Origin of the sequence: Consotaella aegiceratis (assembly GCF_036541425.1) — a bacterium.
Lineage (GTDB): Bacteria > Pseudomonadota > Alphaproteobacteria > Rhizobiales > Rhizobiaceae > Consotaella > Consotaella aegiceratis.
In genome coordinates, this window is sequence record NZ_JAZHFT010000032.1 from 34,585 (window position 1) to 50,174 (window position 15,590).

Here is a 15,590-nt window from a genome sequence, read left to right on the forward strand (position 1 = left end):
ACACGGCGGTTGCTTTCGCCCGTGCTGGGTTCCGGCGCTTGTGAGCTTAGTATCGAGCACCCGACGATCGACAGACAGCCAACCGGACGAGCCCGCCATTGACCATGGACCCACCCGCCGACCACCCCGATAGCGGAACGAGATCGCCGCGCGCGTTCGCCGCCCCCGGATCGCGCGTGACGATCCGCATGGTGGCTGAAGAGGCAAGTGTCAGCATCGCCACGGCGTCGAAGGCCTTGAACGGACGGGGTCAAATGATGCCGCAGACACGCGAGCGGGTTCGCGAAGTCGCGCAGCGGCTCGGGTTCCGGCCGAATGCGATGGCGCGCGCCCTGTTGACGCAGCGCAGCCTGACCGTGGGACTGCTCACCACCGACACCTACGGCCGTTTCACCCTGCCCGTCGCCGGCGGTCTTTCCAAGGCTCTGGTGGACAAGGGAGTTTCGGTATTCCTTTGCGCGGTCGACGACGATGCCGAACGGGGCCGCCTCCATCTCGAGGCGATGCAGGAGAAGTGCGTCGACGGTCTGATCGCGGCCGGCAAGCGGATCGACGGCACGCTGCCCGTCGATCTCCATCGCAGCGGCCTACCGATCATTCACGTCATGTCGCAGTGTCCGGACGGAGACATCGGCTTTGTGCCCGACGACCGCCAGGGCGCGCAACTGGCAACGGAGCATCTGCTCGCTCTCGGCCGGCGACGCATCGCCCACGTGACGGGGCGGCAGGACTTTCTCGCGGCGCGGCTGCGCGCCGAAAGCTGGCAGAAGACCTTGATCGAGGCCGGCGCCCAGCCGTTCTCTCATGCGCTGTTCGGCAGTTGGACGGAGGCCTGGGGCTACGAGGCGGCCAGGATTCTGTTCGCCGACCCGCCGTGGCAGGCTGACAGGCCGGACGCCGTCTTCTGCGGCAACGACCAGATAGCCCGCGGACTGATCGACGGCCTGACGGCGCAGGGCCTTGGCGTGCCGGGTGACGTCGCCGTGGTCGGGTTCGACAATTGGGAGATCTTTTCGGCCGCGACCCGGCCGCCCTTGTCGACGATCGACATGGACCTGGACCCCCTCGGCCGGCAGGCCGGGCTCGCGCTTCTGGACCTGATCGGCGGCAAGCCCATCGCGCCCGGCGTACGCACCATGCCTTGCCGGCTGGTCGTGCGGGAGTCATGCGGGGCGGATCGCCGTTCCAACGGAATGCGGTAGACCGCCCCGCCGCCATAGGGCTCGCGAGGAGCGAGCTGGGCCGGCCGTTAAAGGTCGAAGTTGCTCGGCATGATCACGACATCGCGGATGGTGATGGTGCGCGCCCGGGTCAGCATGAACATGATGGCGTCGGCGATGTCGGAAGGCTCCATCAGCGCGCCCTCGTCCTTCGCTCGTTGCAGGCGATCCTGCGGCCAGTCGGCCAGGAGCGCGCTGGCGACCGGTCCCGGCGAAACCGAGCCGACGCGGATGCCGTGCTTGAAGACCTGGCGGCGCGTGATCTGGACGAAGCTGTGCATCGCCCATTTGGAAGCCGAATAGACCGGCTCCCAGGGGGTCGGATAGTGTCCGGCCAGCGAGCTGGTCACGACGATGTCGCCCGTCCGCCGCTCGATCATGTGCGGCAGCACGGAACGGACGTTCTTCATCACCACATTGACGTTCAGGTTCAGCATGCGGTCGATGTCGTCGAGCTCCGCATCGACCAGGTCGCCGCCGATATAGGTGCCGGCATTGGCGTGGAGGATGTCGATCCGGCCGGTCGTCTCCAGAATCCGCGGCACCAGGGCGGCGCATCCCGCGGGATCGAGAAGGTCGACAGCCATGGGAACGGCCGCCTCGCCATAGGTGGCGACGAGTTCCTTCAGCCGCGCTTCGTCGCGATCGGCCAGGACGACCTGCGCGCCGGCGGCCATCATCGCCTCGGCGCTCGCCTGTCCGATGCCCGAGGCCGCGCCCGTGACCACCGCGACCTTGCCCTTCAATTCCTCTGCCATTGTTTCCTCCCTCACCGTTTCAAAACCGAAAGCCCAGCGTCGAGCTGGACATCGCCGTCAACCGGCTCGCGCCCCCTTCAGCTCGGCCAAGGTGGCCGGCAGGTGGTCGAGCCGGTCGATCACCCGATCCACCCCAAGATCGTCGACGCTGACCGCCCCATAGCCGCCGCGCACGATGATGGTGGTCATGTTCGCTGCCTGGGCGGCTGCGGCGTCGTTTTCGCCGTCGCCGACGAAGACCGCCGCGTCCGTGTCGATCCCCAGCCTCTCGCAGGCGAACAGGATCAGGCCCGGATGCGGCTTCTTCGGCGGCCCCGCATCGCCGCCCACGACGAGTTCGATCAGCTTGGCGATGCCGAAATGGGCGAGGATGACTTCCGTCTCCGCCTGGTTCTTGTTGGTGACGACACCGAGCCTCACGCCGCTCTGCGCCAGCGCGTGAACGGCTTCGGCGGCGCCGGGGTTCAGCGTCGTCAGCTTGGTGGCACGCGGCCCGTAGATCGCCAGAAAGCGCTTGACCACCTTGTCGCGGCTCGCCGGATCGAGTTCCTTGCCGAGCGCCGTATAGGCCCGCTCGATCAGCTTGGGCACGCCGGCGCCGATCATCCGGGTGACGGCTTCGTAGGTGAACGGCGGCTCTCCGTAGCTGGCCAGTGTCTCGTTCAGCGCTTCGTGCAGGTCGCCGGCCGAATCCACCAGCGTTCCGTCGAGATCGAAAAGCACCGCCTGGGGCCAATCGCCATTCACCATCGAGTTTCCTTTCCGATGTCTTCCGCCTGGCCTCGAACGACCGTCATGCCGTTGGCGGCTCCAGCATGGCCAGGGTGATCCAGTGGGCCGTGAGCGCCGGCTTGGCCGCGCCCTCCACCTCGACCGCCGCCTCCCAGGCCGACTGGACGCTCACCGCCCGCTCCGTCAGCCCAACCAGCCGAAACCGGCCGCGCACGCGCGCTCCGCTCTTCACCGGCGTGATGAAGCGCACGCTCTCGAAGCCGTAATTGACGCCCATCCGGGTATGCTCGACCGCCGGCAGCACGTCGTAGGCCAACGCCGACAACAGCGACAATGTCAGGAAGCCATGCGCGATAGTGCCGCCGAACGGCGTTTCCGCCTTGGCACGCGCGGGATCGACATGGATGAACTGATGGTCGTGCGTGGCATCGGCGAACCGATCGATCATCGTCTGATCGACCGTGAGCCAGTTCGAGACGAACTCCTCGCCATTGAGATGGGCGCGATAGTCGTCGATCGGCACGAGCCTTGCGCGCAGCGCCTCGGCGGTGTCGGACATCAATTTCGTTCCGTCTCTTTCCGGTCGTCTCGCCCTGCCCGCTTGTTCCTGCGGGCCGGACCTGATTTGATCGTTTCAGTCGACGAACTCTCCTAGCCGGTTAACGGCTGCGATCAAGGGCCTATATGCGCCAAGCGGGTTCCGCGCAAACCCGTCTTTACGGATTTGCGTCGCCGAGCCCACCAAGACGAAGGACCTCGATACCCTCGGCGTGGCACGTGTCCACGTTCGCAACGACGCATCCATTGAGAAAAGGAGCGCCCATCTATGTGCGGAATCTGCGGCGAGATCCGGTTCGACAACCGGCCCGCTTCACCCGAAACGCTGTCTCGCATGGCGGCCTGCCTGGAGCGGCGAGGACCGGATGGAGGCGGACAGATCGTACGCGGCCGCTTCGGGCTGGGTCACCGCCGGCTGAAGATCATCGACCTGTCGGAAAAGGCCGAACAGCCGATGGTCGACCCGGGACTGGGCCTTACCATCGTCTTCAACGGCTGCATCTACAACTATCCGGAGCTGAAGGCGGAACTGCAGGGCCTCGGCTACAGCTTCTTCTCCAACGGCGACACCGAGGTGATCCTCAAGGCCTTTCACGCCTGGGGCAAAGACTGCGTCAAGCGCTTTCACGGCATGTTCGCCTTCGCCATCGTCGAGCGTGACAGCGGCCGCGTGACGCTGGCGCGCGACCGCTTCGGCATCAAGCCGCTCTATCTCAGCCAGGACGACAAACGTCTTTATTTCGGCTCCTCGCTGCAGGCGATCCTGAGGACGAACGACGTCGACACCACGATCGATCGCGAGGCGCTGCACCACTACATGACGTTTCACGCCGTGGTGCCGCCGCCGCTCACCATCGTCAAAGGCGTGCGCAAGTTGCCGCCGGCGACAGTGCGCACGATCGAGGCCGACGGCCGCTTTGTCGACGAGGTGTTCTGGGCGCCGGTGTTCGGATTGCAGCCGGGCGACGAGGCCCGTTCCAGCGAGGATTGGCGCGATCTCGTCATGGACGCGCTCAAGACCGCGGTGAAACGCCGCATGGTGGCCGACGTGCCGGTCGGCGTGCTTCTGTCGGGCGGCGTCGACTCCTCGGTGATCGTCGGGCTGCTGGCCGAGATGGGCCAGAAGGACCTCAACACCTTCTCGATCGGCTTCGAGGACGCCAATGGCGAGGTCGGCAACGAATTCGTCTATTCCGATCTGATCGCCAAGCACTACGGCACCGAGCACCACAAGATCTTCGTGCCGGGCGCCGAGTTGATGGAGCATCTGCCCGGCGCGATCGCGGCGATGTCCGAGCCGATGGTCTCCTACGACAATATCGGCTTCTACCTGCTGTCGCGCGAGGTCTCCAAGCATATCAAGGTGGTGCAGTCCGGACAGGGCGCCGACGAGGTGTTCGGCGGCTATCACTGGTATCCGCCGATGCGCGGCGCCAACGATCCGCTCGGCGCCTATTCGAAGGCCTTCTTCGACCGCAGCCATGAGACGCTGAAAAGCCAGCTTTCGCCCGACTGGATGGCCGATCACGATGCCAGCCGCGACTTCGTCGCCGATCATTTCGCCCTGCCGGGAGCGGAGAACCCGGTCGACAAGGCGCTCAGGATCGACGCCCATGTCATGCTCGTCGACGATCCCGTCAAGCGCGTCGACAACATGACCATGGCCTGGGGCCTGGAGGCGCGCGTACCGTTCCTTGACCACGAACTGGTGGAGGTCGCCGCCCGTGTCCCGGCCGAGGAAAAGCTGAAACAGGATGGCAAGGGCGTGCTCAAGGAGGTCGCCCGCCAGGTCATCCCCTCCGAGGTGATCGACCGCAAGAAGGGCTATTTTCCGGTGCCGCAGCTCAAATACCTGTCCGGCGAGACGCTCGACATGGTGCGCGATGCGCTGGGCTCGGAAGCGGCGCGCTCCCGCGGGCTCTTCCAGCAGAGCTATCTCGATGCGCTGTTCGCCGATCCGGCGGCGCACATCACGCCGTTGCGCGGATCGGAACTCTGGCAGGTGTCGCTTCTTGAACTGTGGCTGCAACAGCAGGGTCTTTGAACATGACCGAGCACGATGACAAGCAGACCGGCCGCGCCGACGCGGTCATCGATTGCGGCTGGGGCAAGCTGATCTTCGGCCAGACCTTCGACGATCCGGCGGAACTGGTCGACCTCCTGCGCAAGGAGGCGCCGGAGAGCCGGGACATCGCCTTCTACGTGCAGGACCCCCATGTGGTGCTCAGTCATGCGCCGCAGGAGCTGTTCCTCGACCCCTCGCACACCTTTCGGCTCGACCTCGCCGGGTATCGGCCGCCGGAGGACAGTCCGCTCGGCTTCACCACGCGCCGGCTCGATTCGGAGGTCGATGCCGAGCAGGTGAACCGCATCTATCAAAGCCGCCACATGATCCAGGTGGATCCGGCGTTCTTCTGGCGTCACCGCGGCAGCAAGTCGCTGATCCATCTGGTGGCGGTGGACGACACCACCGGTGCGATCGTCGGCACGGTGACCGGCGTCGACCATCGCGAGGCCTTCGGCGATCCCGAGCGCGGCTCCTCGCTGTGGTGTCTGGCCGTCGACCCCCAGGCGGCCCATCCGGGCATCGGTCGCGCGCTGGTCCAGGCGCTCGCCCGCCATTTCAAGGAAGCCGGTGCCGCCTTCATGGACCTGTCGGTGATGCACGACAACGAATACGCCATCGCGCTCTACGAGAAGCTCGGCTTCGAACGCATCCAGGTCTTCGCCGTCAAGCGTAAGAACGAGATCAACGAGAAGCTGTTCACCGGCCTGGCGGAAGACTTCGACGCGCTCAACCCCTATGCGCGCATCATCGTCGACGAGGCGCTGCGACGCGGCATTCACGCCGAGATCACGGATGCCGCCGGCGGCTTCTTCCGCCTCACCTACGGCGGCCGCTCCATCCATTGTCGCGAGAGCCTGTCGGAGCTGACCTCCGGTGTCGCGGTCTCGATCTGCGACGACAAGGCGGTGACGCGGCGTGTGGTCCAGGCCGCGGGCGTGGTCGTGCCCGAGCAGATGGAGGCCGGCGACGACGACAACGCGATCGCCGCCTTCATCGAAAAGCACGGTGCCGTCGTCGTCAAACCGGCGCGCGGCGAGCAGGGCCGCGGCGTCGCCGTGGGCATCCGTACGGTGGAGGATGCCAAACGCGCCATCGCCGTGGCACGCCAGCAATCCAACCGGGTGCTCATCGAGGCGATGTTCGAGGGCGACGATTTGCGGCTCATCGTCATCGATTTCCGTCTGGTGGCGGCCGCCATGCGAAGACCTCCGACGATCACGGGCGACGGCAAGCACTCGGTGCGCGACCTGATCGAGCATCTGTCGCGCCGCCGTGCCGCCGCGACGGGAGGCGAAAGCCGCGTGCCGATCGACGGCGAGACCGAACGCTGCGTCCAGGATGCGGGATACGCGATGGACGACGTCCTGCCCGAGGGCGAGACCATCAAGGTCCGGCGAGCGGCCAATCTGCACACCGGAGGCACCATCCACGACGTGACGGGCGAAGTGCACCCTCGCCTGGTGGAAGCTGCGATCGCCGCCGCGCGGGCGATCGATATTCCCGTCTGCGGCATCGACTTCATGATCAAGTCGCCGCGCGAACCGGACTATGTGTTCGTCGAGGCCAACGAACGGGCGGGCCTTGCCAACCACGAACCGCAACCGACGGCCGAGCGCTTCATCGACCTCTTGTTTCCGCTGTCGATTCCGTCTTCTGTGCGCACCGCGCAACGGAATCGCCTGAAAGGATAACAACGACGTGCCGCGGCTTGCCATCGATACCCGCTACCTTGTCGATCAGCTCAAGGCGCTGCTCAACACACCCAGCCCCACGGGCTATACCGACACCATCGTGCGCCACGTCTCGCGCGAGCTGGAACGGCTCGGCCTGACGGTCGAGCTGACGCGGCGCGGCGCCATTCGCGCCGTGCGCCAGGGCAGCCGCCGCGCCTCGGCGCGGGCGATCGTCAGCCATCTCGACACGCTCGGCGCCCAGGTGAAGTCGCTGAAGGCCAATGGTCGGCTGGAGCTGGTGCCGATCGGCACCTGGTCAGCCCGCTTTGCGGAAGGGGCGCGGGCGACGATCTTTTCGGAAACTGGAGCCTACCGAGGCACCATTCTGCCGCTCAAGGCCTCGGGCCACACCTTCAACCACGACATCGATACGGCGCCGATCGGCTGGGACTATGCCGAGCTCAGGGTGGACGCGCTCGCCCGCGACAAGACGGAGCTCACCAAGCTCGGCATCGAAATCGGCGACATCGTCGCCATCGATCCCCAGCCGGAGTTTCTCGACAACGGCTTCATCGTGTCGCGGCATCTCGACAACAAGGGCGGCGTGGCCGTCATGCTCGCCGCCATCGAGGCCATGGAACGCGAGCATACCCGGACGCCGGTCGACATCCATTGGCTCTTCACCATTGCGGAAGAGGTGGGCGTCGGCGCGGCGTCGATCCTGACCCACGACATCGCCTCCATGGTGGCGGTGGACAACGGCACCTCGGCGCCGGGGCAGAACTCGTCGGAGTTCGGCGTCACCATCGCCATGGCCGATCAGACCGGACCGTTCGACTATCATTTGACGAAGAAGCTGGCGCGGCTCTGCCGCGAGGAAGACATCCGCTATCAGAAGGACGTCTTCCGCTATTACCGCTCCGACTCGGCCTCGGCCATCGAGGCTGGGCACGACGTGCGCACGGCGCTGATCACCTTCGGTGTGGACGCAAGCCACGGCTGGGAGCGCATCCATGTCCATGCGCTACGCTCGCTGGCCGAACTGGTGACGGCCTACGCCACCTCGCCGGTGGAGATCGAGCGCGATCGCAACCTGCATGGCGGCCTCAAGGGCTTCACCCGGCAGCCGACCGCAGAGGCGCAGCAGGATCTAGGGGAGGATTCGGAGCCGGCCGAATAGCGGGGCCGGTCGTCTGAACGCCAGCGAGCCCCGGAGTTCGAGACCAGAACCGGCGGTTCATTGGTTTTGGGCTCCCCCGGCAACGGAAGGTCGCGGTCGGCCGCTCTTTGCCCCGGATGGCGCCGGAAGGCTCGCGGTGTTCCGTCCAAGAGCCTCAAAGCCCGACGAAATATCCGGGATTGGGCTGACGCAGCCGCTCTCTTTCCGCCTTGCGGCGGTCGGCTTCCTGCACCGAGAGCGAACCGTCGACGGCTTGGCCGCGATGGTTGGCCTCGGGGCCGCCCAGGCGACGGGCGATAGTGCGAAAATTCTTGATCATTTGGGCAACTCCTGATGTTGCCCCGAATCTGGGCGATGGCGGCCAAACGCACCAGTCCCAATCCTTGCAATGAAGCTTTGCATCAAAAGCCGGGGTTTGCAGCCAGGACGGCAAGACGACGGTAACCATCTGCCGGGTCGGCACGAGGTCGGCGGTCGCCCTATCCTCTTGCTGGTCGCACGACGTACGACAGCGGCCGGATCGTCTATCCCGCCAAGGACCGGCCGGCAAAGCCGGAACAGTTCTCCAGCCAGCGCCGCTCGAAGTCCTTCGCCGGCATCGGACGGCCGAACAGGTAGCCCTGCCCCTCCTGGCAGAAATATCCCTGCATGATCTCGGCCTGCGGAATCTCCTCGATTCCCTCGGCGATGACTTCCAGACCGAGCCCCCTGGCCAGTTCCGTGATCGCCTCGACGATCACCTGGTCCTGCCGGTTCGACGCCAGATTGCGGATGAAGGACCGGTCGATCTTGAGGCGGCTGACGGGATAGTCCTTCAGCATGGCGAGGGATGCGTAACCCGTGCCGAAATCGTCGAAGGCCACGCCAACGCCCATGGACCGCAGATCTTCCAGCTGTTCCTTGATGGTCTGCTCGCGCTGCAGGATGATGTTCTCGGTGATCTCCAGTTCGAGCGCATAAGCCGCCAGCCGATAGTCGGCGAGCGCCTTGGCGATGATGATCGCCAGGTCGCGGTTGCGAAACTGCGCGGCGAAGAGATTGACCCCCATGCGAAAGCGGCCGGTGCTGAGTTCCTGCCAACTGGCAGCCTGGCGGCAAGCCGTGCGGATGATCCATTCGCCGACCGGCAGAGCCAGTTGACTGAGTTCGAGAACCGGCAGGAAACTGCCGGGCAGGATCGTACCATGCAGCGGCGACTGCCAGCGCAGCAGAGCTTCCGCACCCACCCACTTGCCGTCGGACAAACGGATCTGCGGCTGATAATGCAGCTCGAAGGCGCCGGATTCCCAGGCCTCCTGCAGTTCGAGGCTGGTGTTGCCACGCTCCTGGGCCCGCAGCCGCATGTCGTGGGTGAAGATGCGGGCGCAGCCACGCCCCGCGGCCTTGGCCTGATAGAGCGCCAGATCGGCATTGCCGAGCAATTGGTCGGCGCTGCGATCTGTTGCGCCGGCAAACGCGATGCCGACGCTGGCACCGATGTGAACCGCCTGGCCATCCAGATCGATCGTTGCCTGGGCGAGATCGATGACGTCGCCGGCAAGAGCCTTTGCCGCCAGCGGATCGGCGGCACCCTCGATGAAGATGACGAATTCGTCACCGCCGAGTCGCGCGACCGTCCGGTCCGGACCGGCGAAGGATTTGAGACGATCGCTCACCCGCCGCAGCACGTCGTCGCCCGCGCCGTGGCCCAGCGTGTCGTTGATCTCCTTGAAGCCGTCGAGGTCGATCAAAAGCACCGTGGCGAGACTGTTTTCCGCCCGGGCCTGCATCTTTGCGAGCAGCGTCTGGCGATTGGCGAGCCCCGTAAGGGTATCGAGCCGGGCCTGATGATTGAGGCGCAGCAACTCCATGTGCTCGACTACAAAGGAAGCCAGCCGACGCAGAACGATCCGCTCGTCGAGGTTGAAGCGACGCGGAACCCTGTCGACGAGACAGAGCGCGCCCAGTCGGTGCCCACCCGGCGAGATCAGGGGAGAGCCGGCATAAAAGCGAATGCGCGGTCCCTTCGTCACCAGCGGGTTGTTCGAGAACCGCACGTCCAGGCGTGTATCTTCGACGACGAGGACCTCGTCACTGCGGATCGTGAAATTGCAGAAGGCGAAATCTCGGTCCATCTCGCCGAAGGGCAGCCCCAGATGGGCATGGCATATCTGGGTGGTGTCTCCGACCGTCGAAATATAGACGTTTGGCAGGTCGAAGATTCGGGCCGCAAGCTGAAGGATGTGATCGAACTGCGTCTCCTCGAACGCCCCAGACGAGACGTAAGACTGAAGCGCGTCGAGGCGCTCCTGTTCAGCAAGAGACGAAGGCAGGACTGAAAGCATGAGGCCCGAACCGACTAGGAAGCAAGCCTTATTGGAGCAAAAGCGAGTTAATTATTCTCTCCCCAATCGATCAGGATATTCGAATACTTCGCAATCCTCATCTTTTCCAACAGCAACCATGGGGTCGCCCGATGTTGTCCGGCGCGCGTCCGTTCCGACCGCACAGCATGCAGCTTGCGCCGCACGTCGCGTCCCCATACATCGGCCGAAACAGCTGCGCGAAAGAGATGCGATGACCGATCCAACCAACGGCCTGAGCCAGCTCGGCAAAGCGAGCCGCCCGGCCGCCTCGCCCGAGGAAGCCGTCATCGAGACCGTGCCGTTCGAGCGCAAAGAGGGACCGGCCGCCATCGTGCGCTTCACCTGCCCGGAGTTCACCTCGCTCTGCCCGGTAACCGGACAGCCCGACTTCGCCCATATCGTGATCGACTATGCGCCCGACGGACGGCTGGTGGAATCGAAGTCGCTGAAGCTGTTCCTGACGAGCTTTCGCAATCATGGCGCCTTCCATGAAGATTGCACCCTGATGATCGGACGCCGCGTGGTCGAGGCGACCAAGCCCCTGTGGCTTCGGATCGCCGGCTTCTGGTATCCGCGCGGCGGCATCCCGATCGACGTGTTCTGGCAAACCGGTGCGCCGCCCGAAGGCGCCTATCTGCCCGAGCCCGGCGTGCCACCCTATCGCGGGCGCGGCTGAATGGCGTTCACCGGCAAACGGTGCGTTCAGCGATCGCCGACGCCAGCGCGATTGATCGGCAGAGCCAAAGCGCCTAGAGCACCCATCAGTTTTTGAGGGGCTTCCCATGGAACTCGACACTATCGAAGAGGCGATCGCAGCGATCGCCGCCGGTGAGCCGGTCGTCGTGGTCGACGATACCGATCGCGAGAACGAAGGCGATCTGATCATGGCGGCCTCGAAGGCCACGCCGGAGAAGATGGGCTTCATGATCCGCCATACGAGCGGCATCATCTGCGTTCCCATGGCCGCCGAACGGGCCGAGCGGCTGAACCTGCCGCCGATGGTCGCCAACAATCTCGATCCCATGCGGACCGCCTTCACGGTCTCGGTCGACTACAAGGTCGGCATGACCACAGGCATTTCGGCCGAAGAACGCGCCAACACGGCGCGGGCGCTCGCCAACGACAATTGCCATGCCAGCGACTTCCTGCGGCCGGGTCATGTCTTTCCGCTGATCGCGCGGGCCGGCGGCGTGCTGACGCGTTCCGGTCATACCGAAGCGGGCGTCGATCTCGCGCAGCTCGCCGACCTCGGCTCCGTCGCGATCCTGGCCGAGATCGTCAACGACGACGGAACCGTGAAGCGGTTGCCGGAACTCGTGCCGTTCGCGCGCGAGCACGGGCTCAAGATCATCTCGATCGAAGACCTCATCTCCTATCGGATCCGGCGCGAAAGCTGCGTCCGCTGCATCAAGGAAGAGGACACGTCGGTCGGCGGGATGGCGGCCAAGCTGCGCATCTACGAGACGCCTTTCGATCCGATGCAGCACATCGCCATCGTGATCGGCGACGTCGACGGCCGCGAGCGGGTGCCGACGCGCATCCACCGCGAGCAGCCGGCCCTCGACCTCCTGGCCCTGACTGACGGAACCAAGAGCTGGGTCGAGATCGCCGCAAACACGCTGCGTACGGCCGGCTTGGGCGTGATCGTGCTGCTGCGCACCGCGCATGTCGACGATCTCTCCTCGACGACGTCGGGCGATCCAGGCGATCATAGCGCCGAAGCCCACGGCAGTGCCCTGTCGCGCATGCGTCGTTGGCGCGAGGTGGGCCTGGGAGCCCAGATCCTGCGCGATCTCAACGTGCGCTCGATCTCGGTGGTGGCGACGCACGAGCGATCCTATGTCGGCCTCACCGGGTTCGGCATCGAGATCGCCGGCACGACGTTGGTCGAGGACTGACCGGTCAGGCCCCGTCCAGCCGCAGCCACTCGAAGCCATAGGCACCGAGCCTGATCACGCAGCGGCCGTCGGTGCGGTCGACATCGACGTCGATATCCTGCCGGAGCAGCGGACGCGTCGTCTCTGACGGCAGATGCCCGGTCAGATCGACGGTCACCGGATGGTCGGCGAGATTGTGCAGCGTCACCACGGTGCCGCCGCGCCAATCGCTTCTGAGCGCCAACACGCTCGGGCAGTCGTGATCGAGCACCTGAAACTCGCCCCAGCCGATCTCGCGGCAGCTGCGCCGTATCTTGATCAGCCGCTCCACGGTCGACAGCACCGAGGCGCCGTCCATGCGCTGGGCCTCGGCATTGACGTGGGTATAGCCATACGGACCTTCCGCGATAGGCGGACGGACACAGTCCTTGGGAGCAGCCGTGGTGAAGCCACCGCCCTTCGCCGAGGACCATTGCATCGGCGTGCGCACGGATTGACGTTCCGGCAGATCGAGATCGTCGCCCATGCCCAGTTCGTCGCCATACCAGATCACCGGCGTTCCCGGCAGCGCCAGCATCAGGCTGAAGGCCAGGATGATCCTGCGTCGATCGCCCCCCAGCATCGGCGCCAACCGCCGCCGCACGCCACGATCGTAGACCTGCATGGACTTCTCGGGTCCGAAGGCGGCGAACGCCTCTTGTTGCTCCTCGTCGGTGAGACGGCCGAGGTCGATTTCGTCATGGTTGCGCAGGAAGGTGGCCCACTGCCCGGTCTCGGTGATCGGCGGCAGGGTTTTCAACATCTCGGCCACCGGCGTTGCATCCTTGCGGGCGAAGGACAGGAACAGCTTCTGGTTCAGAAGGAAGTTGAAGACCAGATTCATCCGGTCGCCGTCGCCGAAATAGGCATCCGCCTGATCCATGGGGATATTGGCTTCGGCCAGCATGACCGCCTCGGCGCGCCGCCAGGCGAGAAAGTTATGCATTTGCGAGAGATAGCGATAAGGCTCCCATCCCGAGCGCGGCCCTGACAGGTCTTCGATCAGGAATGGCACCGCGTCGATGCGGAAGCCCGCGACGCCGAGCTGAAGCCAGAAGCCCATGATGCGCTCGATCTCCTCGCGCACCTGCGGATTGGCGATGTTGAGATCCGCCTGGTGCTTGTAGAAGCGATGGAAGTAGTACTCCCGGCGCTTTTGATCGTAGGTCCACGTGCTCTCCTGCACGCCTGGAAAAATGATGCCGTCCTCGGCATCCTCCGGCTTGTCCTTCGACCAGACATACCAGTCGCGGTATTTGGCATCGCCGGCCCGGCTCGCCTGAAACCAGGGATGATCGATCGAGGTGTGGTTGACCACCAGGTCGACGATGACGCGCAGGCCGCGATCGTTCGCGGCATTCATGAAGTCGACGAAATCGCCAAGCGTCCCCAGCCGCGGATCGACGTTGTAGTAGTCGGTGATGTCGTAGCCGTTGTCACGGTCGGGGGTAGGATAGAAGGGCAAAAGCCAGATGCAGGTCGCCCCAAGCGCCTGGATATGATCGAGACTGTCGGTCAGGCCGCGAAAATCGCCGTAGCCGTCGCCGTTGGAATCCTTGAAGGCGTCGACATCGACACAATAGATAACGGCGTTCTTGTACCAGAGGTTGAGCATCGGTCGGTCCGTTGAACGTTTCGTCCGGCATATAGGCCAGGATCACGGATCGACACCCGGGCTTATCTTTCCGCGATGGCGCGGTAGTCGCTCTGGTACCAGTCGACGAAGCGGCGCACCCCGGAGCGGACGTCGGTCGCGGGCCGGCAGCCGGTGAGCGCCTCCAGCAGATGATGGTCGGCGTAGGTGACCGGCACGTCGCCCGGCTGCATCGGCAGCATGATGTGTTCGGCAGACTTGCCGAGCGCCGCTTCGACCGCCTCGATGAAAGCCATCAGATCGACGGGCTCGCCGCCGCCGATATTGACCACGCGCCATGGGGCTATCGGCGACAGCGTATCGGCGGCGCCGTCCGTCTCGACCGGCCGCCCCTGTTGCGGCACGCAGTCCACGAGGCGCACGATCGCCTCGACGAGATCGTCGACATAGGTGAAGTCGCGGCGCATCCGCCCCTTGCCATAAACCTCGATCGGCTGCCCCTTCTCGATGGCGTCGACGAACTTGAACAGCGCCATGTCCGGCCGGCCCCATGGGCCATAGACGGTGAAGAAACGGAAGCAGGTCGTGGGAATTGCGTAAAGGTGGGCGTAGGAGTGCGCCATCGCCTCCATCGCCTTCTTGGTCGCGGCGTAGAGGCTCAGCGGCTCGTCGGCCTTGTCGATCTCGCGGAAGGGCTTCGTCTCGTTGGCTCCGTAGACGGAACTGGTGGAGGCCATGAGCAGATGCTTCGGCTTCAGCGCTCGCGCCAGCTCGAGGACGTTGAAGGACCCGATCAGGTTCGAATCGGCATAGGAGCGCGGCTCCTCGAGCGAATAGCGTACCCCCGCCTGCCCAGCGAGATGGACGACGACGTCGGGGTCGGCGTCGTCCGCCGCCCGCTGGAGTGCCGCCATGTCCTCCAGTCGCCCGACATGCGCGCGGAAGGCATCGGAGCGTTCCAGGATCGCGTGCCGGGCCTGTTTCAGCCGCACGTCGTAATAGGGCGTCAAAGCATCGAAGCCGACGACGGCATGGCCGTCCTCGATCAGGCGCCTGGCGAGATGGAAGCCAATGAAGCCGGCGGTGCCGGTGACAAGAAATTTCATGAGGCTCGACCCGCCGGCCCGTGACGATTCTGGTGCGGCACGGGACCACGTCACCGGCCCCGAATCGCCATGCTCTGATCTGGATCAGATACCCGAACCGGCGAACTGAGCACCATCCCAAGCATACTGATGCATGATGAGATAGTCGACCACCTGGGCGGCAAGCTCTTCGGGCGACGCATCATTCGCGACGAGATGCACCTCCGGCTTTTCTGGCCGCTCGTAGGGGCTGTCGATGCCCGTGAAGTTCTTCGTCAGCCCTTGCCGGGCGCTCTGATAAAGCCCCTTCCGGTCGCGGTACTCAGCCACTTCGAGGGGTGTATCGACGAAGACTTCGATGAACTCGCCTGGGTCCAGGAGGTTTCTGGCGAGTTGGCGTTCGGCGCGGAACGGCGAGATGAAGGAGCAGAGCACGATCAGCCCGGCATCGGCCATCAGCT

The 15,590-nt window shown here is 64.9% G+C and carries 14 protein-coding genes; 6 read left to right on the forward strand and 8 right to left on the reverse strand.

The features are described 5' to 3' along the window. Positions 1-176 precede the first annotated feature (176 nt). The gene (locus SMD10_RS18760) at positions 177-1,202 is read left to right on the forward strand and encodes a LacI family DNA-binding transcriptional regulator (RefSeq protein WP_331687263.1); all 1,026 of its coding nucleotides are present in this window, start codon (positions 177-179) and stop codon (positions 1,200-1,202) included. A gap of 47 nt (positions 1,203-1,249) precedes the next feature. On the opposite strand, the gene SMD10_RS18765 is transcribed toward SMD10_RS18760, so the two are convergent. From SMD10_RS18765 to SMD10_RS18775, 3 genes are read right to left on the reverse strand one after another with little or no spacing between them, the layout of a single operon-like run. Then, positions 1,250-1,978 (reverse strand): SDR family oxidoreductase, encoded by a 729-nt coding sequence (locus tag SMD10_RS18765; protein WP_331687264.1) that lies wholly within the window; start codon positions 1,976-1,978, stop codon positions 1,250-1,252. 57 nt (positions 1,979-2,035) lie between these two features. Continuing rightward, positions 2,036-2,728, reverse strand: coding sequence for a phosphoglycolate phosphatase (gene gph / locus SMD10_RS18770; protein WP_331687265.1), 693 nt, complete (start codon positions 2,726-2,728; stop codon positions 2,036-2,038). Positions 2,729-2,771: 43 nt separating this feature from the next. Beyond that, positions 2,772-3,269, reverse strand: a complete 498-nt coding sequence (locus SMD10_RS18775) for a MaoC family dehydratase (RefSeq protein ID WP_331687266.1) — start codon at positions 3,267-3,269, stop codon at positions 2,772-2,774. Positions 3,270-3,536: 267 nt separating this feature from the next. On the opposite strand from SMD10_RS18775, the gene SMD10_RS18780 reads away from it, so the two are divergent. The 3 genes from SMD10_RS18780 to SMD10_RS18790 are packed head-to-tail and all read left to right on the forward strand — an operon-like array spanning position 3,537 to position 8,189. After that, complete coding sequence (locus SMD10_RS18780; protein ID WP_331687267.1) at positions 3,537-5,312, forward strand: N-acetylglutaminylglutamine amidotransferase; 1,776 nt, start codon at positions 3,537-3,539, stop codon at positions 5,310-5,312. A gap of 2 nt (positions 5,313-5,314) precedes the next feature. Next, on the forward strand, positions 5,315-7,027 hold the full coding sequence (gene ngg / locus SMD10_RS18785; protein WP_331687268.1) for an N-acetylglutaminylglutamine synthetase: 1,713 nt from the start codon (positions 5,315-5,317) through the stop codon (positions 7,025-7,027). A gap of 7 nt (positions 7,028-7,034) precedes the next feature. Further along, entirely contained in the window at positions 7,035-8,189 is a 1,155-nt protein-coding gene (locus SMD10_RS18790; protein ID WP_331687269.1) for an osmoprotectant NAGGN system M42 family peptidase, read from the forward strand. Positions 8,190-8,343: 154 nt separating this feature from the next. Here SMD10_RS18790 and SMD10_RS18795 read toward each other — a convergent pair whose 3' ends face one another. After that, positions 8,344-8,508 (reverse strand): hypothetical protein, encoded by a 165-nt coding sequence (locus SMD10_RS18795; protein ID WP_331687270.1) that lies wholly within the window; start codon positions 8,506-8,508, stop codon positions 8,344-8,346. A gap of 205 nt (positions 8,509-8,713) precedes the next feature. Beyond that, positions 8,714-10,513 carry a putative bifunctional diguanylate cyclase/phosphodiesterase gene (locus SMD10_RS18800; protein ID WP_331687271.1) on the reverse strand — a complete coding sequence of 600 codons (1,800 nt, stop codon included), beginning with the start codon at positions 10,511-10,513 and terminating at the stop codon, positions 8,714-8,716. Positions 10,514-10,745: 232 nt separating this feature from the next. On the opposite strand from SMD10_RS18800, the gene queF reads away from it, so the two are divergent. Together queF and ribB are read left to right on the forward strand one after the other, a co-directional pair. Then, the gene (queF, locus tag SMD10_RS18805; protein ID WP_331687272.1) at positions 10,746-11,210 is read left to right on the forward strand and encodes a preQ(1) synthase; all 465 of its coding nucleotides are present in this window, start codon (positions 10,746-10,748) and stop codon (positions 11,208-11,210) included. A 106-nt stretch (positions 11,211-11,316) separates the two neighbouring features. Continuing rightward, positions 11,317-12,432 (forward strand): 3,4-dihydroxy-2-butanone-4-phosphate synthase, encoded by a 1,116-nt coding sequence (gene ribB, locus SMD10_RS18810; RefSeq protein ID WP_331687273.1) that lies wholly within the window; start codon positions 11,317-11,319, stop codon positions 12,430-12,432. 4 nt (positions 12,433-12,436) lie between these two features. On the opposite strand, the gene SMD10_RS18815 is transcribed toward ribB, so the two are convergent. From SMD10_RS18815 to SMD10_RS18825, 3 genes are all read right to left on the reverse strand, one after another. Then, a complete protein-coding gene (locus SMD10_RS18815) occupies positions 12,437-14,065 on the reverse strand; it encodes an alpha-amylase family protein (RefSeq protein ID WP_331687274.1) in 1,629 nt (542 codons plus the stop codon). A 62-nt stretch (positions 14,066-14,127) separates the two neighbouring features. Then, positions 14,128-15,150, reverse strand: a complete 1,023-nt coding sequence (locus SMD10_RS18820; RefSeq protein ID WP_331687275.1) for an NAD-dependent epimerase/dehydratase family protein — start codon at positions 15,148-15,150, stop codon at positions 14,128-14,130. 84 nt (positions 15,151-15,234) lie between these two features. Beyond that, positions 15,235-15,590: adenylyl-sulfate kinase (locus SMD10_RS18825; protein ID WP_331687276.1), on the reverse strand; the 356-nt coding region annotated here is incomplete at its 5' end.